General features: G+C 73.0%; 15 protein-coding genes and 1 tRNA gene. 9 read left to right on the plus strand and 7 right to left on the minus strand.

Annotated elements, in window-relative coordinates; genetic code table 11:
• The first annotated feature begins 49 nt into the window (after nt 1-49).
• The 7 genes from WMF11_RS06350 (at nt 50) to trpA (ending at nt 7281) form a co-directional block, all read left to right on the plus strand.
• The gene (locus tag WMF11_RS06350) at nt 50-733 is read left to right on the plus strand and encodes a response regulator transcription factor (protein WP_437907525.1); all 684 of its coding nucleotides are present in this window, start codon (nt 50-52) and stop codon (nt 731-733) included.
• Nucleotides 730-2127, plus strand: a complete 1398-nt coding sequence (locus WMF11_RS06355; RefSeq protein ID WP_437976791.1) for a sensor histidine kinase — start codon at nt 730-732, stop codon at nt 2125-2127. The genes WMF11_RS06350 and WMF11_RS06355 overlap by 4 nt, the downstream gene beginning before the upstream one ends.
• 251 nt (nt 2128-2378) lie before the next feature.
• Complete coding sequence (locus WMF11_RS06360; RefSeq protein ID WP_437550163.1) at nt 2379-2534, plus strand: hypothetical protein; 156 nt, start codon at nt 2379-2381, stop codon at nt 2532-2534.
• Between the two features lie 167 nt (nt 2535-2701).
• A complete protein-coding gene (gene trpD / locus WMF11_RS06365) occupies nt 2702-3745 on the plus strand; it encodes an anthranilate phosphoribosyltransferase (RefSeq protein WP_437555326.1) in 1044 nt (347 codons plus the stop codon).
• Nucleotides 3738-5210 (plus strand): bifunctional indole-3-glycerol-phosphate synthase TrpC/phosphoribosylanthranilate isomerase TrpF, encoded by a 1473-nt coding sequence (gene trpCF / locus WMF11_RS06370; protein WP_437976792.1) that lies wholly within the window; start codon nt 3738-3740, stop codon nt 5208-5210. Before trpD ends, trpCF begins: the two co-directional genes overlap by 8 nt.
• Before the next feature lie 56 nt (nt 5211-5266).
• Complete coding sequence (trpB, locus tag WMF11_RS06375; protein WP_044964109.1) at nt 5267-6460, plus strand: tryptophan synthase subunit beta; 1194 nt, start codon at nt 5267-5269, stop codon at nt 6458-6460.
• Nucleotides 6457-7281, plus strand: coding sequence for a tryptophan synthase subunit alpha (gene trpA / locus WMF11_RS06380; RefSeq protein ID WP_437550169.1), 825 nt, complete (start codon nt 6457-6459; stop codon nt 7279-7281). The genes trpB and trpA overlap by 4 nt, the downstream gene beginning before the upstream one ends.
• A 129-nt stretch (nt 7282-7410) precedes the next feature.
• Here the strand turns inward: trpA and WMF11_RS06385 are convergent, their stop codons facing one another.
• Both WMF11_RS06385 and WMF11_RS06390 read right to left on the minus strand, forming a co-directional pair.
• On the minus strand, nt 7411-8517 hold the full coding sequence (locus WMF11_RS06385) for a hypothetical protein (protein ID WP_437976793.1): 1107 nt from the start codon (nt 8515-8517) through the stop codon (nt 7411-7413).
• A gap of 57 nt (nt 8518-8574) precedes the next feature.
• Complete coding sequence (locus WMF11_RS06390) at nt 8575-12003, minus strand: POTRA domain-containing protein (RefSeq protein WP_437976794.1); 3429 nt, start codon at nt 12001-12003, stop codon at nt 8575-8577.
• A 182-nt stretch (nt 12004-12185) separates the two neighbouring features.
• Between WMF11_RS06390 and WMF11_RS06395 the strand changes: the two genes are divergently transcribed.
• Nucleotides 12186-12989: a phosphate/phosphite/phosphonate ABC transporter substrate-binding protein gene (locus WMF11_RS06395; RefSeq protein ID WP_437976795.1), complete on the plus strand. Its 804-nt coding sequence runs from the start codon at nt 12186-12188 to the stop codon at nt 12987-12989.
• Nucleotides 12990-13046: 57 nt separating this feature from the next.
• Here WMF11_RS06395 and WMF11_RS06400 read toward each other — a convergent pair whose 3' ends face one another.
• The 3 genes from WMF11_RS06400 to WMF11_RS06410 form a co-directional block, all read right to left on the minus strand.
• Complete coding sequence (locus WMF11_RS06400; protein ID WP_437979282.1) at nt 13047-17474, minus strand: translocation/assembly module TamB domain-containing protein; 4428 nt, start codon at nt 17472-17474, stop codon at nt 13047-13049.
• Between the two features lie 218 nt (nt 17475-17692).
• The gene (gene ettA / locus WMF11_RS06405) at nt 17693-19366 is read right to left on the minus strand and encodes an energy-dependent translational throttle protein EttA (protein WP_437976796.1); all 1674 of its coding nucleotides are present in this window, start codon (nt 19364-19366) and stop codon (nt 17693-17695) included.
• A 190-nt stretch (nt 19367-19556) separates the two neighbouring features.
• Complete coding sequence (locus WMF11_RS06410; protein ID WP_437976797.1) at nt 19557-21149, minus strand: lipopolysaccharide biosynthesis protein; 1593 nt, start codon at nt 21147-21149, stop codon at nt 19557-19559.
• 147 nt (nt 21150-21296) lie between these two features.
• Here WMF11_RS06410 and WMF11_RS06415 point away from each other — a divergent pair.
• Nucleotides 21297-21372 (plus strand) — tRNA-Asn (locus tag WMF11_RS06415).
• 465 nt (nt 21373-21837) lie between these two features.
• On the opposite strand, the gene WMF11_RS06420 is transcribed toward WMF11_RS06415, so the two are convergent.
• Together WMF11_RS06420 and WMF11_RS06425 are read right to left on the minus strand one after the other, a co-directional pair.
• Nucleotides 21838-22626 carry an SDR family oxidoreductase gene (locus tag WMF11_RS06420; protein WP_437976798.1) on the minus strand — a complete coding sequence of 263 codons (789 nt, stop codon included), beginning with the start codon at nt 22624-22626 and terminating at the stop codon, nt 21838-21840.
• Nucleotides 22623-22952, minus strand: coding sequence for a nuclear transport factor 2 family protein (locus tag WMF11_RS06425; protein WP_437976799.1), 330 nt, complete (start codon nt 22950-22952; stop codon nt 22623-22625). Before WMF11_RS06425 ends, WMF11_RS06420 begins: the two co-directional genes overlap by 4 nt.
• Between the last annotated feature and the right edge of the window lie 80 nt (nt 22953-23032).

The raw sequence follows: 23032 nt of genomic DNA on the forward strand, positions 1-23032 counted from the left end.
GCCGGATCGGCCGCTTTCGCGCCCCCGCGCCAGCTGGTATCGGTGCCTCATGACGACACGCGCGCTCGTGGTCGAGGACGACCCCGGTGTCGCCGCCGGGCTCGTGCGCGGGCTCACGGCCGCCGGGTTCGAGGTGGAGCTCGCCACGAACGGCCGCGCCGGGCTCGAATGCGCCCTCCGCGGCGCCTTCGACGTCGTGGTGCTCGATCTCATGCTGCCCGAGCGCTCCGGCCTCGAGATCCTGCGCGATCTGAGCGGCCGGCGGCGTGTCCCTGTGATCGTGCTGACCGCGCGCACGGATCTGCCGGATCGGCTTCGATCGTTCGAGCTCGGGGCGGTCGATTACGTGCCCAAGCCCTTCTTCATGGAGGAGCTCGTCGCGCGCGTCCGCGCTCACCTCGGCGTGCGCGCGGGCGCGCCGCGGCGGGTGATCGGCTGGGCCGGGGTGACGGTGGACCTCGACGCGCGCGCCGCGCGGCGAGGCGAGGCGGTCCTGCCGCTCACGCGGGCTGAGCTCGATCTCCTCGCGTACCTGATCGAGCGGCCGAGCCGCGCGATCTCCCGCGAGCAGCTCGCCGAGCGGGCCCTCTCCGCGCTCGAGCCGCGCGACGCGCGCACGATCGACTCGCACGTGGCGCGCATCCGCAAGAAGCTCGGAGCGGGCGCGGCCGCCGCGATCGTGACCGTGTGGGGGATCGGGTATCGCTTCGAGCCTCCGGAGGAGAGCGCATGAAGCTCCTCCGGAGCCTGTCGATCCGGGTGCTCCTCGTGTCGGTGCTGAGCGGCGGGGTCGGCCTGACGAGCGCGGCGCTCTCGGCGCGGTACGCGTCGGAGCGCATGGCCACGAAGGTGATGGGCAGCTGGCTCCGGCGCTCGTCGGCGCGGCACCGGGAGCGCTGCGAGGCGCAGCCCGAGCAGTGGTCGGCGGGCCTGCTCGATGGGCCGCAGATCTTCGCCTACGACGCAGGGACGCTCGCCTCGGCCAACGGCGCGGCGCCGCCGCTCGACCGCGCGCTCCACGCGCGCCTGGGCGCGGTGGACGGGCCCGCGGTCGCAGATTTCCGGGCGCTGCTGCTCGGGGGCGGGGGGCTCGCGCAGATCCGCGCGGCGGAGAGCGGCCCGTGCGCGGTGCTGCAGGCGGTCTGGCCGGCGCGCTCTCCGGAGAGCGGCGTCCTGCTCGTCGGATTGGCCGGGGTCCTCGGGGCGGCCCTGGCGGCGGCCGCGCTCGGGGTCTTCCTGGTCGTGCGGCCCCTGTCGGACCGCGTGCGGCGGCTCCACGGCGCGGCGGCGCGCGTGGGCGATCCACGCGGATACACGCCCGCGCGGCGCGCGGACGACGACGAGCTCGACCGGGTGGGCGCGGCGCTCGACCGGGCGCACGCGCGCATCCGCGAGGACGCGGCGCGGCTGGAGCGGCGGCGGCGCGATCTCGAGCTGCACCTGTCGGACGTCGCGCACGATCTCCGGACGCCCCTCGCCTCGCTGCAGCTCGCGATCGAGCAGGCAGCCGACGTCGCGCGGGATCCCGCGCAGGTGGAGCTGTTCGCGGGCGCGTTGCGCGATTGCGTGTACCTGGCCGGGCTGGTGAGCAACCTGCGGCTCGCGGCCGAGCTCGAGGAGGGCCTGGACCCGGCCGCGAACGAGGGCGGGACGGATCTGAGCGACGCTGTCGAGCGCGTCGTCGCGCGGCTCGCGGCGCTCGCGCGCCGGCGGGGGATCGCGCTCGCGCACGCGGTGCCGGACGAGGCGGTGCTCATCCGCTGCCACCCGGTGGCGTGCGAGCAGGCCGTCGGCAATGTCGTGGAGAACGCGGTGTCGTACGGCGATCGCGGCGGGCACGTGGCGGTCGTGCTGAAGCTCGAGCCGGAGGGCGGCTTTTGCCTGACGGTCGCCGACGATGGCCCCGGCGTGCTTCCCGCCGAGATACCGCGGCTCGGGGAGCGCACGTTTCGCTCCGACGAGGCGCGTCGGCGCGATCCGCGCGGCTCGGGGCTCGGGCTCGCGATCACGGGCGAGGTCTGCCGGCGCTGCGGGTTCGAGCTCTCCTTTGCCGCGGAGGCGCCGCGGGGGCTCCGGGTGAGGATGAGGGGCGCCCGGAAAGAGGCGTCCCGCGCGCGCGGCGCATAACGGGAGATCTCGCCGGCGGAAGCTCAGCGATCGCCTCCTCACGTGTCGAGGCGGCGCTCGATCCGGGTGATCTGGATATCTCTGCGAGGACGATGAGAATCCCGGCGCTGTTGCCCTCCGCTCTCCCGAGTGAAGAGCCGGTGGTCGAAGAGCCGGTAGTCGAAGAATCAACAAGACCGGCAGGACGAGCGAAGCGCGAACCGCCGCGAACCCGCTTGACGCTCGTCGCGCCCGCAAGCTATGTTCCCCGCATGCCCCGCGCGCTCCCCGCGTCCTGCGCTCGCCGCCGCTCCGAGGCCTTCGTCCTCGGCGGCGCGTCGTGCTCGGCCGCCGAGGTGGGTTCGTGCGTGGCAGGGCTGCGCTGGTGGCGCTGGTGCTCTACCAAGGCGGGCCCTTACCACGGGTAACGCGCCTCCCTGCGGGGAGGACGACCTGAAGGAAAGAAGAAGAGGGCCCGCCGAACAACGGTGGGCCTTTTCGCTTTTGTCCGCTATGCAGGGCGCCGCGGCGCGACGCCAGAGTCCCGAGGATCCGTGTCTGCCGGAACAGCCGTGAACATGAGGAGAGAACCATGATGCATGCAGTCATCGATGCGCTCTGCGCCGGCGTCGACCTCTCCGCGGAGCAGACCGAGGCGCTGTTCCGCGATGTGGTCGCAGGGGCGCTGACCGAGATCGAGCTCTCCGCGCTGCTCGTCGCGCTCAAGGCGAAGGGCGAGACCCCCGCCGAGATCGCGGGCGCGGCGCGCGCGCTCAGGGGGGCGTCGGCGCCGTTCGCGCGGCCGGCTTATGTCTATGCCGACTGCTGCGGCACCGGCGGAGACGGGCAGTCCACCGTGAACGTGTCGACGGCCGTCGCCTTCGTCGCGGCCGAAGCAGGCCTGCCGGTCGCCAAGCACGGCAACCGCTCGGTCTCCTCCCAGTGCGGCTCCGCCGATGCGCTCGAGGCGCTCGGCGCCCGGCTCGACCCGCCGGCCGAGGTCTCGCGCCGCGCCCTCGATGAGGTCGGCTTCTGCTTCCTCTTCGCGCCGCAGTACCACGCCGGGCTCCGCCACGCGATGCCCGTGCGCCGCGCCCTCAAGGTGCGCACGATCATGAACCTGCTCGGCCCCCTCGTGAACCCGAGCGCGCCGCCGATCCAGGTGATGGGCATCTACGATCCGGAGCTCGTCACCCACGCCGCGCGCACGCTCGGCATGCTCGGGTGCCAGGCCGCGCTCGTCGTCCACGGCGGGGGGCTCGACGAGGTCGCCCTGCACGCCCCGACGCGCGCGGCCCGGCTCCGCGATGGGATCGTCGAGGAGCTCTTGATCGACCCCGCGGACGCGGGGGTCTCGCCGGCGCCGATCGAGGCGCTCCGGGGCGCCGGCCCGGCGGCGAACGCGGCGTGGCTCCGCGATCTGCTCGCCGGGCGCGGCGCGCCCGCGCACCGCGACGCCGTCGCGATCAACGCCGGGGCGCTGCTCTGGGTCGCCGGGCGCGCCGAGGGGCTGCGGGAGGGGACGGCCCTGGCGCTCGACGCGCTGGGCTCCGGGCGCGCGGCGGAGCGCCTCACGCGCTTCGTGGCGCTGAGCCGGGATGGGGCCCAGGAAGCGCGGAAGGAGGCGAAACATGGCTGAGCAGGGCAATGTGCTCGCGCGCATCGTGGAGCGGAAGCGGGCGGACGTGGCGGAGCGCGAGCGGCGGACCCCGCTCGCCAGCCTTCGGGCGAGCGCGCCGCCCACCTCGCGGAGCCTCCGGCGCGCGCTCTCCGCGCCGGGCGCGCGGTTCGTCCTGGAGTGCAAGAAGGCCTCTCCGTCCGAGGGCCTCATCCGCCCGGATTTCGACCCGCACGCCGTCGCCGCCGCGTACTACGGCGTCGCCGACGCGGTGAGCGTGCTGACCGACGAGCCCTTCTTCCAGGGCAGCTTCGAGATCCTCCAGGCCGTGCGCGCGGTCGTGGACGTCCCGATCCTCTGCAAGGACTTCGTCGTTTCGCCCTACCAGGTGATCGAGGCGCGGGCGAACGGCGCGGACGCGATCCTGCTCATGCTGTCGGTGCTGGACGACGCGACCGCGCTCCTGTGCCTGGGCGCCGCCCAGGCGCTCGGCATGGACTGCCTCGTCGAGGTCCACGACGAGGCGGAGCTCGAGCGGGCGCTCGCGCTGCCAGCGCCCGTGATCGGCATCAACAACCGCGATCTCAAGACGCTCAAGGTCGATCTCGCCGTCTCGGAGCGGCTCGCCCCGCGCGTGCCGCGCGATCGGATCGTCATCGCGGAGTCGGGCGTCGAGTCGCGCGCCCACGTGGAGCGGCTCGCGCCCTCGGTGGACGGGTTCCTCGTCGGCACGTCGCTCATGCGCAGCCCCGACATCGCGGACGCCGCGCGCGCGCTGGTGACCGGCCGGGTGAAGATCTGCGGCCTGACCCGGCCCGGGGACGCGCGCGAGGCGGAGCGGCTCGGGGCCCGCTTCGGCGGCCTCGTCTTCGCCGAGGCCTCGCCGCGGCGGGTGACGCGCGAGCAGGCCGAGATCGTGGCCGCCACGGCCGCGGGGCTGCCCTTCGTCGGCGTTTTCCTCAATCAATCCGTGGACTTCGTCGCGGATACGGCGCGGGCGATCGGGCTGCGCGCCGTGCAGCTCCACGGCGACGAGGACGCCGCGTTCATCGAGGTGCTGCGGCGCGCGCTCCCCGAGGGGTGCGAGGTCTGGAAGGCGGTCCCGATGGCGCCGTCCGGCGCGGCGGGCGCGGCCGGCGAGGCGGGCGACGACGGCGCGGGCGCGGAGGTCGAGCGCAGCGCCGATCGGCTGGTCTTCGACACGCGCACGGCGGAGGCGCGGGGAGGCACGGGGCGGACGTTCGCCTGGAGCGCGATCGACGGCCACCCGGCGCGCGCCCGGAGCCTGCTCGCGGGCGGGCTGAACCCGGACAACATCGCCGCGGCGCGCCGGGTGGGGACGTGGGGGCTCGACGTGGCGTCGGGCGTCGAGCGCGCGCCCGGCGAGAAGTGCGCCGACCTGCTCGTGCGCCTGTTCGACAGCGCGCGCGGCCCGTCGCGCCACGACCCTGACGCCGCGGCTCCGGCGGACCGCGCCTCCCCCTGACGGCAGCTCTCACGACGCACAACGCACAACGCACCACCGACGATCGAGGCAATCACATGCAGCAAAGCGGCCGCTTCGGCGCCTTTGGCGGCGCCTATGTCCCGGAGATCCTCGTGCCCGCGCTCGAGCAGCTCGAGCGCGCGTACCTGGAGGCGCGCGGCGATCCGTCGTTCGCGGCGGAGTTCGACGCCTTGCTGACGACCTACGCGGGGCGACCGACGCCGCTCACCCTGTGCCGCAACCTGACCGGCGATCCGCGCGTGAAGCTGTACCTCAAGCGCGAGGACCTGCTCCACGGCGGCGCGCACAAGACGAACCAGGCGCTCGGCCAGGGGCTGCTCGCGCGGCGCATGGGCAAGCGGCGGCTCATCGCCGAGACCGGGGCCGGCCAGCACGGCGTCGCGACCGCCATGATCGGGGCCCTGCTCGGCATGCCCACGCGCATCTACATGGGCGCGAAGGACGTCGAGCGGCAGCGGCTCAACGTCTTCCGGATGCGCCTCATGGGGGCCGAGGTGGTGCCCGTGACCTCGGGCTCGCAGACGCTGAAGGACGCCCTCAACGAGGCGCTGCGCTACTGGACCGAGAGCTACGAGGACACGCATTACCTGATCGGGACGGTCGCCGGGCCTCACCCGTTCCCCACGATCGTGCGCGATTTCCAGTGGGTGATCGGCCGCGAGGCGCGCGCCCAGATCCTGGAGGCCGAGGGGCGCTTGCCCGACGCGGTGGTCGCGTGCGTGGGCGGCGGCAGCAACGCCATGGGGATCTTCTCCGAGTTCATCCCGGACAAGGACGTGGCGCTCGTCGGCGTGGAGCCCGCCGGCCACGGCCTGTCGACCGCCATGCACGGGGCGACGCTGCTCAAGGGCCGCCCGGGGGTGCTGCACGGGTCGGAGACCTACATCCTCCAGGACGAGCACGGGCAGGTCGCCGAGACGCACTCGGTCTCGGCGGGGCTCGACTACCCCGGCGTCGGGCCGGAGCACGCGCACCTCATGACGTCGGGCCGGGCGACGTACGTCGCGGCGACGGACGACGAGGCGCTCGACGCGTTCCAGCGGCTCGCGCGCAGCGAGGGCATCATCCCGGCGTTCGAGTCGGCGCACGCGATCGCGCACGCGCTGAAGATGGTGGCGGAGGCGGCGCAGGCAGGGCGCGAGACGGTGCTCGTCGTGAACCTGTCGGGCCGCGGAGACAAGGACATGGAGCAGGCGCAGAGGCTGCTCGATCCCGGGAGGTCGACATGAGTCGGGAGACGGTGACGACGCGCTACGATCGCGCATTCGAGCGGCTGCGGCAGCGCGGCGAGGGGGCGTTCATCCCCTTCCTGATGCTGGGGGATCCCGACCTCGCCACGAGCGCGCGGCTGCTGCGCGCGGCCGTGGAGGGCGGCGCGGACGCGATCGAGGTCGGGATCCCGTTCTCGGATCCGATCGCGGACGGCCCGACGATCCAGGCCGCCGCCGTGCGGGCGCTCGAGGCCGGCGTGAGGCCGGGCGACTGCATCGAGCTCCTGGCGCGGTTCCGGGCGGAGGCGCCGGAGGTGCCGATCGGCATCCTGACGTACGCGAACCTCGTGAAGCACCGCGATCTGGCGGGCTTCTACGCGTCGGTGGCCGCGGCCGGGGTCGACAGCGTGCTCGTCGCCGACGTGCCGGTGAGGGAGTCGGATCCGTACGTGGCGGCGGCGCGCGCCGTGGGGGTGGCGCCGGTGCTGATCGCGCCGCTGAACGCCTCGGAGGCCACGCTGCAGCAGCTCGCGGAGCGGTGCAGCGCGTACACGTACTGCGTGACGCGCAAGGGCGTGACGGGGGCGGACGAGCAGCTGCGCCTCGGCCACGGGGCGCTCTTCGAGACGCTGCGCCGGTTCGGCGCGCCGCCCGCGATCCTCGGGTTCGGCATCTCGAAGCCCGAGCACGTGCGCGACGCCCTCGCCGCCGGGGCGTTCGGCGTGGTCAGCGGGTCCGCGGTCGTGCAGCGGGTCGCGGCGAACGTCGGTGATCCCGAGGCGGCCGCGCGCGCCGTCGCGAGCTTCGTGCGCGAGATGAAGGCGGCGACGGCGCGCTGAGCGCGGCGGCGAGCCCGGTTCGAGGGGGCGACATCGGCCGGCCCGAGGTGATGTCGGCCGACCGCCGTCCGAGGGGACAACGGTGGTCGGCCGCCGGAGGCCGTTTGCGTGGCGTGCGGTGAGCCGGGCTCACGGGCACGTGGCGTCGCACAGTATCTGCGAGAGCGCGACGCAGCTCTCGTCCCACCCGAGCCAGCAGCACAAGCTGTCTTCGTCGCACACGGTCTCGACGCAGCTGTTGCAGGTCGGGTCGAGGGGCGCGCCTTCCTCGCAGAGGTTGTGGGCGCACCCGCAGGCCCGCCCGCAGGCGGCGGTGAGGCCAGCGACGCAGTGGGTGTCCCAGTTGCTCATGCAGCACGCAGGGTCGTCCGCGCACAGCGCGGTCACGCACGGGTCGCAGCCCATGAGGAGGGGCGCTCCTTCCTCGCAGAGGTCGTGGCTGCACTCGGCCGGCGGGCACACGCCGCAGTCGGTGGCGCACGCCTGGCAGTTCTCCCTCTCGGGCTCGCAGGTGCCGTCACCGCAGACCGGCGGGCACCCGCCGCAGTCGGCGGCGCACGAGCCGCACGTCTCCGGCGCTTCGCAGCGCGTGTCTCCGCAGACGGGCGCGCAGCCCGCGCAGTCGCCGGGGCAGCTCTCGCACGTCTCGCCGGCGTCACACTGAAAATCGCCGCACACCGGCGTCCCGCCCCCTCCGCCGCCGCCCGTGGCGTCGCCGCCGCCCGCGGCGTCGCCGCCGCCCGCCGAAGAGCTGCTCGCGGCGTCGCCGCCGCCCGCCGAGGAGCTGCTTGCCGAAGAGCTGCTCGCCGAGGAACTGCTCGCCGAAGAGCTGCTCGCCGAAGAGCTGCTCGCGGCGTCGCCGCCGCCCGCCGAGGCGCTGCTCGTCGAGCCGCCTTGCCCGCCCTCGCCACCGCCGCCCGCCGAGGCGCTGCTCGCCGAGCCGCCTTGCCCGCCCTCGCCACCGCCGCCCGCCGAGGCGCTGCTCGCCGAGCCGCCTTGCCCGCCCTCGCCACCGCCGCCCGCCGAGGCGCTACTCGTCGAGCCGCCTTGCCCGCCCTCTCCGCCGCTGCCCGCCGCTCCGCCGGCCCCACCGTGCCCGCCTTGCCCGCCGGACCCGCCGGCGCCGGACGTGCTCGCCGCGCTGCTCGGCGCGGCGCTCTCGTCGTCGCCGCAGCCGGCGATCGTGAGGGTCGATGTCAGGGCGAGCAAAGCACACATGCGGAGTGAACGGTTCATCAGGGGAGCCTCGTTATCATCATGCGTTGGGAGCGGCCTCGCGCGCGAGGCCGCCTGTCAAAAGAGCCCCACGGAGAAGTGGAGTGCACCGTCGATCTCATCCAGCTCGTCGCGCGGATCCAGGTTGAAGCCGTAGTCGAAGGCGAGGGGGCCGATGGGCGTGTTCACCCGCAGGCCGGCGCCGAGCCCGTAACGCAAGAGCCGCGGATCGAGGTTGACGTTCCTCGCCCTGATCCAGAGGTTGCCCGCGTCGAGGAAGAGCCCGAGCTGGAGCAGATCCGTCAGCGGAATGCGCAGCTCGGCGCGGGGGTTCACCATCACCGTCCCGCCGCGCGGGATATCGTCGGTCGACACCTCGGCGTCCCCGCCCAGCGCCTTTCTCGCCTCCTCGAGCCCGTCCTCAGGATACAGCGACTCGGCCAGATGGGAACGGAGCGAGTCGACGCCGCCGAGGAAGAACAGGCGATCCGGGTACGTCCCGCTCTCGGCCACGAGCGGCTGAATATACCCTCCGGACAGGCTCAGGGCGAGGGTGAGCCGCGACCGCGGCGCGAGGGGGATATAGCCCGACACGCGGCCCGTGAATCGCAGGAAGTGGCTCTCCGGAAAGCTCGATTGGGCCCGGACCGAGGCGAAGGCGTCGAAGGCGTCGACGTGCTCGACGCCGCCGGAGAGGAGGAAGCCCCGGGTCGCGGCGAAGGGGGTGTCCCGCGTGTCCCAGGACGCGTCGATCCGCTGCGCCAGGGCGATCGTCTCGCCCTCGGGCATGCGCAGCTGGTCGAGGATATCCCGCTTGTCGGTGCCGACGGCGCCCGGGAAGAATCCGACTTTGTTCAGCTCGGTCGACAGGGCGAGCTGCGTCGTCACGGCGCGCCGCGGGCGGTAGGTGAGCGCGGGGATGATCGCCGTCTTCGTGACGCCGAAATCCAGCTGGTTGTCGCGCACGTGGATGCCCGCGAGCGACATGCTGACGAGCGGGCCGAGGCCGATGTCCGGGAGCGCGACCGAGACCGCGATGCGGCGCTCCAGCTGGTCATCGACCTGGAGCTCCTCGTAGTGGCGGCTCGCCGCCTTGTCCACGATCATGAACTCGAACAGGTAGCTGAGCTGGACGCCCATCGTGAGGCCGATGGCGAGGCCGGCGATGTTGCGGTGTCCGTACTCGAAGGCGAGGCGCGCGCCCTCGCCGGTCGAGAACCCGATCTGCGGGTTGAGGTACTGCGGCAGCTGCTCGACCACGTGGATGACGACCCGCTTGTTCTTCTGCGGGACGTCGGGATCCTCGAGCGAGATCGACACGCTGGAGAAGGGGCCGAGCGTGGCGATGCGCTCCTCGCTCAGGCGGGCCTGCGACTGGCGGAACGGCGCGCCCTCGCGGAGCAGCACGCGGCGGAGGATCAGCTGCTCGTCGGTCCGGACGGCGCCCTTGACGACGATGCCGGTGACGAACACCCGATCTCGCTCCGAGACGATGAACCGCGCGCGGGCGCGCGTGCGGTCGGGCGAGGGCTCGATGGCCGTGCGGACCTCGGCGAACGCGTAGCCCAGGTCGCGATAAGCATCCATGATGCGCAGCCGCGCGGCGTCGAGCGCGAGCGTCGAGAGGGGCTGTCCGACCTTCAGATCGGCGAGGTCGCTCAGCCAGCGCTCGCTGAACGGCCGCTCGTCGGCGCAGAGGGCGCGGTCGCGCTCGCTCAGGCCGGCCTGGCGGCAGAAGCCCTTGTTGCCCTCGAAGGCGAGATCATAGAGCTGGGTCTGCGGGCCGGGATGGACCGGAATGCGGAGCGTCACCTCGGGGGAGCACGCGATGTGCCGGGCGGCGTCGGGGCGGCACGTGAGGGCGGCGGGGACGGGCGGCTCGGGGAGGGGGATGCCTTGCGCGTCGGTGAGGCACTGGGCCGTGACGCGCTCGGCGACCGGCTCGGGGACGCAGGCGCCCGGCGGGGAGCGGCGCGAGCAGGTGGCGCGGAGCACGGAGACCGGGCCGACGACGGCGTTCAGGTAGCCCTTGCTGAAGTAGAGATCGCGAAGGTGCTTGAGGGCGCGATCGTAGGTCTCCTGCGCGTACGTCATCGAGGGGATGAGCTCGACCGGCCTGGCCCGGCCGCCGGCGCCGCGGGTCGGGCCGAAGAGGTCCGAGATGCCTCGCGGGTCGGGCATCGTGAAGGGGTCGGCGCCGGGCAGGTCCTCCTCGAGGAAGCTCTCGATCTCGCGGCCGAGGTCGTCGGGGCTGAGGTCGCCCGTGAGGCAGGGGAAGACGCGCTTCGTGACGCGCACCTGGTCGTGCTCGCGGACGGTGAAGGTCAGGTAACGGACCGCGTCGTCGGGCTTGCCGCCCAGCGAGGGGGTGATCTCGGCGTCGAGGAAGCCGCGCTCGACGTAGAACGCGCGGAGCCGATCGGTGAGATCGTTCGTCCTGGTCTCGGTCGTCTCGCCGAGGTCGAGCGCGGCCTCGAGGGCGTCGTCGTCGAAGGCGCGGTTGCCGTCGAAGACGGGGACGATGCGCGCGCCGGGCTCGAGGTAGACGTAGAGGTAGTTGTGCGGGCCGACCGCGAGCACGCGGTGGGAGACCTCGGCCTCGTGAAAGCCGCTGCGGCGGAGCAGCTCGGCCATCTCGCGGTCGGCCTCGGCGAGGGCGGGCTCGTCGACGCGGGCGCCGACGCCGAGGCCGTAGCTCTGCTTGAGCGAGCCGAGCTCCCGGTCCGCGCGCGGCGCCACGACGAAGACGCGCTCGGAGACAACACGTGGAGCGCCGGCCTCGATGTCGAGGGCGAGGACGACCTGGGAGGGCTCGTCGGTGTCGACGGCGCGGACCGTGACGGCGGACGCGGGGTAGCCGTGAAGCGCGTAGAACGCGCGGATGCGGGGGCTGATCTCGGCCAGCGTGGCCGCGGTGATCTCGCCGCCCTCGGCGATGCCGGCGGCCTCGAGGGTGTCCTGCCGGTCGAGCGCGCCGCCGCTGATCTGGACGGTGGCGATGCTCCGGCGGGGGACGACGAAGATCCGGAGCGCGGCGCCGTCCGGCACGAGGTACGCCTCGGCCGACGCGCGGGCGAAGTTGCCCGAGGCGAGCAGCTCGCGCATGGCGCGGCGCGCGGCGTCGGGGCTGAGCGGCTCGCCGAGGTCGACGCTCGTGACTGGCGACACGATCTGCCATCGGTCGCCCTGCGCGGTGACGTCGATGCGGACGATCGGCTTGCCGACGAGCTCCCCGAGGGCCAGCGGCTGGCCGAGCGAAGGCACGTCGGTGGCCTGGGTGCCGGCCTCGCCCGCAGGCACGGCCCGTGCCGGAGGGTCGACAGGGTCGAGGCTGGCCTGACCGGGGTTGGGGCTGGCCTGACCGGGGTTGAGGTTGGCCTGACCGGGGTTGGGGCTGGCTTGAGCCGGACGTGCCGGGGTCGGGTCGGCGTGCGCCGGGAAGGCGATCGCGCCGAGCGGCAAAAAGCCGAGCAGAAAGGGAATGAGGGTGGAACGGAAGCGAGCCATCAGGCGCGGAGCGCCGGGGGACGAAACGGAAATGAACCGGCGCCGGCGTGCACGACGGACGCAGCGTAGCCCGGTTGGGCGCTGGATGGGCAAGAGGCCGCCCGCGTGGCCCCGATGTGCGAGACGCGGGGCTCTCGGCGGGCAGAGCTCGTGCTAGCGTCGGCGCCCGTGCGAGGCACCGGATGAAGGACCTGGCGATGCTCGTCGGCGCCGTGGCGCATGACGCCAAGGTGGTGACGTTGTGGGAGAGCCTGCGCGAGCACTTCCGCGAACATGGAATCCTGATTGATTTCGCGCTGTTCTCTACGTACGAGCGCCAGGTCGAGTCGCTGATCCGCGGGCACATCGACGTCGCCTGGAACAGCGCCGTCGCGCACGTGCGGGTGAAGCGGCAGACCGAGGGACGGTCCCGCTCGCTCGCGATGCGCGAGATCGATCGCGACTTCCACAGCAAGCTGCTCGTCCGCCGCGACGCCGCCGTCGGGGCGCTCAGCGATCTGGAGGGCAAGGCGCTCGCCGTCGGGAGCGTCGACTCGGCGCACGCGCGCATCCTGCCGCTCCACTTCCTCCGGCAGGCGGGCGTGGCCGTGGAGAAGATCCAGCTCATGCCGTTCGAGGTGGACGTCGGCAAGCACGGGGACACCGCGACGAGCGAGGTCCAGGCGCTCGCGGCGCTGCACGAGGGCAAGGCGCAGGCGGCGGCGGTCGGGGACGCGGTGTGGCTCGCCGAGCAGGCGAGCGGCCACATCGACCTCCGCCGGGTCGACGTCCTCTGGACCACGCCGGCCTACGATTTCGCGATGTTCGACGCGCTGCCGGCGCTGCCCGAGGCGAAGGCCGAGGCGTTCCAGCGCGCGCTGCTCGGCATGACCTGGAAGAACCCGAAGCACCGGCGCATCTTCGAGCTCATGGGCCACAGGCAGTGGGTCTCGGGCCGCGACGACCGGTATGGCGCCCTCGACGCGGCGCTCGCCGCGGCCACCTGACGGCCGCGGCTCGAGCGCCACGCGAGCGTCCTTCGAGAGCCATCCGCGGCTCGAACGTCACTCGAACTCGAGCCGCCACCTCAGGTCGGCGCCCACGTTGCCGAGCGGCGAGCTCGAGGCGTCGCTCGAGTTGTCGTACGACCCCTGGAGGCTCATCCGGTCGCTGAGCTTCACCTCGACGCCCGCGCGCACCTGGCTGCCTTGCGAGAGCCCCGTCGTCACGTTGGCGCGCACCGCGTCCGTGATGCGCTTGCCGATCGTCACCGTCGGCTCCGGGGCGCCGTTCTTGGACGAGTAGCCGGTGCCGAAGCGGAACTCGTCGATGAGGGGGACCATCGTCTTCACCGCCTTGTCGGCGCCCGTCAGCGACGAGAGCGCCTCGAGGCCCATGGTCTCGCCGAGCGACGACACGACGCCCTGGTTGAGCTCGGCGCGCGTCATGCCGAGCGTCAGCAGCAGGACGATGTCCTCCTGGCTGAGCGGCGGATCGCTCGTCAGGTTGAGCTGGAGGTTGTCGGCGTCGCCCTGGGCGTGCAGCTTGATGCGCCAGAGCCCGCTGGAGTTCGCGCTGCTGCCCGCGGCCGCGGCCGTCGGCGCCGTGGGCTCCGCGCCCGACGTCGCGTCCGCCGCGGCGGCGGTGCTCGTCGACGTGTAGCGGCGGTACTCGCTCTCGGCGCGCACGTCGACCTTGGGCGCGATGCGGAACGGATCGTCGAAGCGGACGTAGCCGTCCCGGACCTCGAACTCGGTGCTGCGCAGCATGAGCTTCGAGTCGGGCAGGATGCGCAGCGTGCCGCGCGCGCCGAAGCGCTGGTTCGTGCCCGAGAGCGCGAGCCCGGGCTGCGAGACCTCGAGCCGCATGTCGGCCAGATCGTTCGAGAAGCGGAGCGGGTTCGGCGAGGCGACGGTGACGTCGAACCGGACCACGTCGGCGGCGGGGTCGTAGGTCTGCACCGTCGTCCGCTGGCGCCCCGTGAGATCGCCGAGGTCCATGCTCATCAGGATGGGGCGCGTGTAGCTGAACGACGTGAGCGTGATCTTCCCCTCGACGCGCGGCAGGTTCTTCTCCCCCGACGCGTCGTCCTCGACGCCGGGCCGGAAGCTCGCCGTCAGGTTGGCGTTCGCGGTGAGGTTCACCCCGTCGGCGACCGGCAGCTTCACGCCGTTCGCCACGATGGATGCCTGCGCCGTGCCGAGGGTCAGGCCGCGCACCGGCATGTGCCCCACCGCGGTCACCGTGCCCGTGCCGACCCGCGCGCTCGCCTTCGTGAGGCGCACCTGGTCGCCGCCGATCGCGAACTCCACGTCGATGTCGTCGAGCGAGACCGGCAGGCCGACCACGTCGAGCTCGCCCTCCTTGAGCGTCGCCGAGCCCGTGTAGCGCAGCCCCTGGAGCGGCCCGGCCACCTGGACCTCGGCCTGCACCGTGCCCCGCGCGTGCCGGATCTGCGGGATGTCGGCGCTGAGCCGCGAGAGGCTCGTCGGGCTCACCCGGATCGCCACGTCGAGGTCCGGCGCCGTGAACACCCGCTTGACCTCGCCGGACGCCGTGAACGCGGCGGACAGGCGCGAGGCGGTGTGCGCCTCGAGGTGGAGCTCCGGCACCTTCAGCGTGTTGCCCGCGAGGCGGATCGGGCCGCTCGGGCGCGTGAGGTGGACCCCCTGGCCCTCCCGATCGAGCTTGAGCGCGTCGACCGTGAGCGTGAGCGCCGACTGCCGGAAATCCGTGAGGGGGAGCCGCTCGATGTCGAGCGACCCGGTCATCGTGCCCTTCGGCGCCGCCGCGAGCGCGGCGCCCGGGATCAGGTTCGCGAGCGTGCCCAGGTCGAGCGCGTCCATGCGCACGTCCCCGTCCACGATCTTGCGCCGCTGGCGCGTGACGCGGAGCCCCTTCAGCGCGACCTGCCCGCCGAACAGCGAGCCGTTCGCGACGAGGGAACCGTCGGGGAGGTCGCGCTCGTACTCCGCCGGATCGAACGGCGCGCCCTGGGGGTTGCCGCAGATCGGCGTCCTGCCGATGATCTTCGGCGGCTTGTCGTTCGGCAGGATCGTGAGCTCGACCCGCGAGGGCGGCAGGCTCGCGTGCGCGCGGCGGATGCCGACGCGCGAGACGTGCACGTCCGCGAAGCCGGCGAGCCTGCTCACGGTGCCGCCCAGGCTGGCGACGACCGACACCGAGCCGTCGAACTGCGAGGCCGCCGCCCCGAGCCCGTCGATCCGCGAGAGCGGGAGGCCGCTCGCGATGACGCTCCCCTTCAGCGCGCCGCCGTGCGCGACGGAGGCGCTCGCCAGCACGGAGCCCGTGCCCTTGCGCAGCGACGCCGAGCGGACGTCGAGCCGCATGCCGTCGGCGCCGGCGGCCTGATCGTCCCAGATCATGTCGAGGTCGACCTCGCCCTCGTCGAAGCGCTCGTCGAGCAGCTCGACGCCGGTGAGCCGCATGCCCGCGTTCACGGCGAGGTAGCCGCCGCCGCAGCGGTCCTCGGGGCCGCCGAGCGCGAAGTGGGCGCGGGCCGTCCCGCTCGCGGTCGCCTTGTAGTCGGCGAACCGCGGATCCTTGTCGAGGCGGAGCACCTCGAGCAGGTCGCGCGCGGCGAGGTGCGGCGCCTCGCGCGTGTCGACGGTCGCGTCCACGACGACGATCCCCGCCGAGCTGTCGAGCGGGCGGCCCTTGGGCAGGTTGCCGGCCGGGTCGAAATCGACCTTGATCGACGGGACCCGGACGCGGCTCGCCCCGTGCCGGACCCGCGCGTTCTCGAGCGTCAGGGCGAGCGGCTCGAACGCGACCGGCGAGGGCTCGAGGTCGCCGATGGGGAAGCCGCCGAACACGAACTTCTCGATGCCGACCTCGCCTGTGAGCTTCGGGTGCTCGTACGAGCCGTGCATCGCGGCCTTCAGCGTGGCGACGCCGGCGAGCTCGAGCGCCGCGAGCGGCGAGACCTCCGCGAGGTCCACGCGCGAGCCCGGGTGGACCTCGACCCCGAGCTGGTCGTTGAAGCCGAGCGAGACGGTGGTCCTGAGGTGCGAGCTCGGCGTGTCGACCGAGAAGCCCGAGAGCACGACGGCGTTCGGCCGCACCTGGAACGAGCCTCGGACCGTGGCCTCCTTGACGCCCATCAGGCGCTTGCGGGCAGGGTCCTTCGTCGGGTGATCGAAGATGTCGAAGCCGTGCGTCTGCACGGCGAGGGGGCCCTCGAGGGAGAGCGGGGACAGCGTGCCGCCGAAGCGATCGAACCTCCCCTCGCGCAGCGTCCACGCGACGTGCGCCTGCGGGTGGACCGCGAGGTCGCGGAGCAGGCCGGGCAGCTCGACGTTGGCGAGGTCGATCGGCCCGGCCTGGAGCGGCACGCCCTTCTCGAACGGCTTGATCTCCGCGCTCGAGATCTTCAGCGTGCCGTCGGCCCAGGCGACGTCGGTGTCGGAGAGCTGCACGGCGTCCGGCGTCGTCGAGACCTTGCCCGCGAGGCGCGTGGCGAAGACCCTGCCGTCGAGGCCCGGCCGGTCGAGCAGGAGCGTGCCCTTGAGGCGGGGGAGCGCCAGGCCGAGCGGCGCGGACGCCGCGTCGTACTCCGCGTCGACGTCGAGCGAGACCGAGCCGGACGCGGGCGGCAGGGCCAGGAAGCGGTGCACGATCGGCACGGGGAGGCGCGCCCGCACGCGGCCCTCGATCCGGTGGGGCATGCCGCCGCCGAGGCCGACGGCGCGGAGGGCGCCGAGCTCGAGCTCCACCCGGCGCCAGTCGCCGTCCTGGAGCGCGCAGGGCGGCGCGGTGCCGGGATCCGGGTCGAAGTCGGCGGCGCCCTCGAGGATCAGCCGGCGGACGAGCGCGCGGCCCGGCTCGACGCGGACGCGCGTGTCGAAGCGGCAGACGACGTCCTCGTCGACGCTGTCCTCCTCGGCCTCGTGGCCGGGCGCGGGGTGCGTGTGGACGACCGAGACGAGGCCGGAGCGCATCGCGATCTCGAACGCGTCCGACGGCTCGGCGGAGACGTCGACGTCGACCTCGGTGGCCTGGACGCGGATATTGTCGATCGTCAGGTCGACCCGCGCGTCGGTGATGGCCACCGAGGAGAGCGGCGCGCGGTCGAGGCCGCCCCCGCCGCCCTCGCCGGTGCTCGGGAGGGTGAGGTTGCGGAGCTCCCCGTCCTTCAGCACCGCGCGGACGCGGGGGCCGATGATCTCGACGTCCCCGGCGTCGATGTGCCCCGCGAGCAGCGAGAACAGGCGCGGGCGGATGGCCACGCGCTCGAGCTCGAGGAACGGCGCGCCGCCGTCCGAGGAGTCGACGACGAGCCGGTTCAGGCCGACCATGAGGGGCCAGGCCTGGACGCGCACGTCGTAGCGGGCCGTGATGCCGAGCTCGCGCTGGAGCAGCGCCGCCGTCTCGCGCGCCGCCCAGGCCCGCACCGTCTCGGTGCGCACGAGGAAGCCGAGCGCGAGCGGGATCGCGCCGATCAGCGCGAATAAGACGCACAAAACGCGCACGGCGAGGCGCCCCCAGTCCCTGCGGGCGCTCGGCGGGGAGCCCTTTCTCCTCGTGCCGTGCATCGGGCGCAGCTTAGCTGAAGAGCGGTCGGACGCTTACGTGGGCGGGGTGATCCTGTGACCAGAAAATACCGGTGCGTGCGCGTCGCACCCGACCGGAAACGTGCTCCGGGGTGGAATGCCGCGGGGGCGCCGTGCGAGGCGCGCCGGGCCCCGGGTCAGCCCGCGGTGAGCTTGCGGTAGCGGAGCTTGCGGGGCTCGGCCGCGTCGGCGCCGAGGCGGCGCTTCAGGTCGGCCTCGTAGTCGGCGTAGTTGCCCTCGAACCAGACGACCTTGCTGTCGCCCTCGAAGGCGAGGATGTGGGTCGCGATCCGGTCGAGGAACCAGCGATCGTGGCTGATGACCACGGCGCAGCCGGCGAAGTTGAGCAGCGCCTCCTCGAGCGAGCGGAGCGTGTCGACGTCGAGGTCGTTGGTGGGCTCGTCGAGCAGGAGGACGTTGCCGCCGCGGCGGAGCAGCTTGGCGAGGTGGAGGCGGTTGCGCTCGCCGCCGGAGAGATCGCGGACCTTCTTCTGCTGGTCGCTGCCGGCGAAGTTGAAGCTCGCGACGTACGCGCGCGAGTTGACCTCGCGCTTGCCGACGAGGAGGCGATCCTCGCCGCCGGAGATCTCCTGCCAGACGTTGTTGGTCGGGTTGAGCGCGTCGCGCGACTGGTCGACGTACGCGAGCTCCACGGTCTCGCCGAGCTTGAGCGCGCCGCCGTCGGGCTTCTCGAGGCCCATGATCATGCGGAAGAGCGTGGTCTTGCCGGCGCCGTTCGGCCCGATGATGCCGACGATGCCGCCGCGCGGGAGCGAGAAGCTGAGGTCGTCGATGAGGACGCGGTCGCCGAAGCCCTTGCGGAGGTGTTCGGCCTCGACGACCACGTTCCCGAGCCGCTGGCCGGCGGGGATGTGGATCTCGTTCTCCTCGACCTTCTTCGACTTGTCCTCGGCGAGCAGCGTCTCGTAGGCGGCGAGGCGGGCCTTGCTCTTGGCCTGGCGGGCGCGCGGGGCCAGGCGCACCCACTCGAGCTCGCGCTCCAGGGTGCGCTTGCGCGCGCTCTCCTGCTTCTGCTCGAGCTCGAGGCGCTTCTTCTTCTGCTCGAGCCAGCCTGTGTAGTTGCCCTCGTACGGGATGCCGGCGCCGCGGTCGAGCTCGAGGATCCAGCCGGCGACGTTGTCGAGGAAGTACCGGTCGTGGGTGACCGCGACGACGGTGCCGGGGTAGTCGTGGAGGAAGCGCTCGAGCCAGGCGACGCTCTCGGCGTCGAGGTGGTTGGTCGGCTCGTCGAGCAGCAGGATGTCCGGCTTCTCGAGGAGGAGCCTGCAGAGGGCGACGCGGCGGCGCTCGCCGCCGGAGAGCTTGGTGACGTCGGCGTCGGGCGGCGGCAGCCGGAGGGCGTCCATGGCGCGCTCGACGACGCGGTCGATCTCCCAGCCGTTCGCGGCCTCGATCTTGTCCTGGAGCGCGGCGTACTCCTCGAGGAGCGCCTCCATGTCGGGGGGCGACTCGCCGAGCTTCGCGCCGATCTCCTCGAAGCGCTGGACGAGGGAGCGGACGTCGTGGACCGCCATCTCGACGTGCTCCTGCACGGTCTTGCCGGCCTCGAGCTGCGGCTCCTGGGCGAGGTAGCCGATGCGGATGCCGTCGGCGGGCTTCGCCTCGCCGAGGTACTCCTTGTCGACGCCCGCCATGATGCGCAGCAGGGTGCTCTTGCCGGCGCCGTTCGAGCCGAGGACGCCGATCTTCGCGCCCGGGTAGAAGGAGAGCCACAGGCCCTTCAGCACCTCCTTGTTCGGGGGGTGCACCTTCCGGACATCCTGCATCGTGAAGATGAATTGAGGGGCCACGTCTTCGCCTGTCTGTGCGTGCCCGGCGCGCCGTGGGGCCCCGCTCGGCCTTCGAGCGGGCGCGGCGCTGGCCGGGCTGGGGGGAGAGGCCGTATGCGAGATCGCCGGCTGACGGTCAAGAGGGCGCGGAGGCGGCTGTAGGCGGGCGCTCAGGGCGCGCGCCGGGACGGACGCGGGCGTGCGCGCGGAGCTAGGCGCGGCGCGCGCCGCGCCCGAACGCCTGCTTGAGGGCGGCGAGGTCCTCGCGGCCGACCTCGCGCGTGGCGATGAGCACGGCGAGGTACACGAGGGCGACCAGGATCGCCTCGCCGAGCACGGCGATCTTGCCGAGCCACGGGAGCTGCGCGCCCACGGCGATCCCGGCGAGCAGCGCGGCGCCGACGCGGAGCGCCGTCCGGGCGGGGACGAAGCCGCCGGCGGCGCGGTGGAGCAGGACGCCGCCGGCGACCGCGGCGGTGGCCAGCGCGAGCGAGGTGGCGACGGCGGAGCGCACGAGCATGTCGGGGCCGAACGCGGCGCGCGGGACGGCGATCGAGCAGCCGGTGGCGACGAGCAGGACGGTGGTGGCGGTGAGGGCGGCGGCCGCGCGCTCCCGGTGCAGGCTGGTGAGCGCGGCCGAGGCGACGCCGAGGACGGCGAACGCGCCCATGCCGAGGGAGAGGACGCGGAGCGTGTCGCCGCCGCGGCTCCAGATCTCGACAGGGAAGGCGAAGCGCAGGACGTGCGGGGCGAGGCCCGAGATCGGGGCGCAGAGGAGCCCGGTGAGCAGGAACGAGAGGCGGACGCCCGTCATGGCGTAGCGGCGGACCGCGGCGCGGTCGTTCTCGGCGTGCGCGCGGGCGAGCATCGGGAAGAGGATGAACGTGACCGAGAGCAGCAGCTGGTACGGCAGGAACGCGAAGAGCTGCGCGCCGCGGTAGACGCCGATGAGGTCGTCCGCAGCCTTCGCGCCGAGCGCGAGCCCGCTCGTGGCTTGCCCGAGGAAGCGGCGGAGGAGGAAGAAGTCGGTCTGGAGCAGGAGGTTCAGGAACGTCTGCGAGACGGCGAGCGGCAGGAGGAAGGCGGCGTGCTCGCGGATCGAGGGGCCGGCGCTGCCGGGGCGGCCAAGGCCGGTCCTGGTGAGCGCGAGCGGGACGATGACGGCGGCCGCGGCGACGAAGCCGGCGATCGCGCCGAGGACGCCGCTCTGGCCGGCGCGGAGGAAGAGCAAGGCGAAGGCGGCGATGCTCGCGGTGCGGAGCGCGCCGTAGCCGACGTCGAAGGCGGCCTGCGTGACGAAGCGCCGCTGGCCGTTGAGCGCGCCGACCAGCGGGGCGTAGAGGCCGTAGAGGAGCACGACGGCGGCGGCGAGCCGCAGCGGGCCCGCGACGTGCGGGGCCTCGGAGAAGTCGGCGATGGCGCCGGCGAGGAGCGCGAAGCCGGCGGAGACGACCACGGCGAGGAGGGCGTGGAGGGCGAGCGTGCGGCGGAAGGCGGCCGCGACGTCCTCTTCCGCGACGCTGGAGACGGCGCGCGAGACGCCCTGGATGCCGGTCGCGACGATGACGTTGTTGACGACGCCCACGCCCGCGAGGACGACGGAGACAGCGCCGTAGCCGTCGGTGCCGAGCAGGCGGGGGAGGATGAGCTGCTGGACGAAGCCGAAGAGGATGAAGGAGACCTTGGCGCCGGCGATGGCGAGGCCGCCGCGGCCGGCGGAGCGGGCGGCGGAGGGGGAGGGGGCCGGAGAGGGCGCCGGGGCGTCCGGCGGCTGCGGCGGGAAAGGCACGGCGGCGTGCTGCACGGCGGCGTTGTCGCAGAAGCACGCCGGGCGGGCAATCTCGCGCGGAGCGGGCGAGCACACCGGGGCGTCACGCAAACTTCAGCGGCGGTGCGGATTCGCTTGACGGGAAGGCCTCGCTGACTATCCTCGCGCCCGTCTCCAACGCATTCCAGCTTAGCTCAGTTGGTAGAGCAGGCGGCTGTTAACCGCCGGGTCGCTGGTTCGAGTCCAGCAGCTGGAGCCATTTCTTCCTCCTCGCGAACATCGCGAGAGGCGTCAGTAGACAGCGGCCCCTGAGAGCGATCTCCGGGGCCGTTGCCTTTTCTCCCCCTGATTCCCCGAGGGTTTGCGCGTCGGCGAGCGTCGTGTGCGCCGGGTTCGCGGACGCGCTGAGAGCGCCGCGAGCGCAAAGACGGCCGCGTCGAGCGCGCGCGGGACAGTTGAACGCCGGGGCGTGGTCCCGCACGGGGCTCGAACCCTTGACGGCGCGAAAGGGTTCACGCCGTGCCGTCGGGCATCCACGCCCTGGGGACGAGAGCTTTGCCGTCACGCCACTCGTCCACAGACTGGGCACGTCAGCGAGAAGTCGGCGCTCGAAGCGCTCCTGCCGAAAGGCGCGTTCCGCGGGAGCCGGCACCCCGAGGCGCAGATGGCGAGCCTCGACAGCGAACGCTAGGAGTCGCGCGGCTCCGGGAGGCATCTCCTGCACTCAGACGGTCCGAACGGTGCCGCCGTCGATGACGAACTCGGCGCCGTGGATCGCGGCAGCGCGGTCGGAGGCGAGGTAGGCGATGAGGTCGGCGACCTCGGCCGGCTCGGCGGGGCGCCCGATCGGGATCCCGCCCAGGCTGTCGAGCACGAGCTGCCTCGCATCTTCGATCGTTCCGCCATGCGCGGCCTGCAGACGCTTCAGCAGTTCGGCGGACGACTCGGTCATGATCCAGCCGGGGGAGACGACGTTGACCCGCACGCCCTTCGGTCCGAGCTCCTTGGAGAGCGACTTGCTGTAGGTCCTGAGCGCGGCCTTGGCGGCGGCGTAGGCCGTGGTCGACTCGGGCAGAGGCAGGACCGACTGGATGGAGGTGACGTGCACCACCGCGCCGGCGCCTCGCTCGATCATCTGCGGAACGAGGAGGCGATCAAGACGGACCGTGGCGAGGAGGTTCAGGTTCAGCTCGGCGAGCCAGTGTTCGTCGGTCAGGGCGACGAAGCCGCCGCCCGGCGACGCCGAGCCGCCGATCACGTGGGCGAGGATGTCGACGCCGCCCATGCGCTCGAGCGCCGCCTTGGCCAGCGTTTGCCCGCCCTCGGGCGTCGCCAGGTCCGCTTGGACGAACTCGACGCCGGCGATGGGCTCCGGGGTCCCGCGCGCGGCGGTGATCACTCGCGCGCCGCCGGCCCGGAAGCGGTCGACGGTGGCGCGGCCCGCACCCTTGGTGCCGCCGCTGACGAGGACGCGCTTTCCCGCGAACTCGGTGGGATCGGCTTTGATGTTCACGCCGTGATCTCCAGGGCTTTGATGGCGCCCTTTTCGAGCGTGAACCGATAGGTGAAGCGGATCGGGCTGCCCTTGAAGTCGCCGTGGGCGGGGCCTTCGACCACGACCTGACCGTTCTCGTGGCGAGCCGTATCCGGCGTGAAGATCGCCTTGGCGGGGATCACGGCTTCCTCGAGCAAGCTCCGCAGCTCGGCGTGGCCCTGGTGACGCCTCCCGTTGTCGATGAGGACGGCGTCGGCGGCGAAGGGGGCGAGCATTCCGTCGACGTCGAGGCGCGCGTTGGCTTCGACGTAGGCAGCGATGGGCATGGGTAGCGATGGCGTCATGGCGGTCTCCTCTGCGTTGCTTTCTTCGAAGAGATTAGCCTCGCCGAACGAAATAAAAATACGAGGAATCGTGCATGCTA

It is taken from the genome of Sorangium sp. So ce295 (genome assembly GCF_051527405.1).
Classification (GTDB): Bacteria; Myxococcota_A; Polyangia; order Polyangiales; family Polyangiaceae; genus Sorangium; species Sorangium cellulosum_B.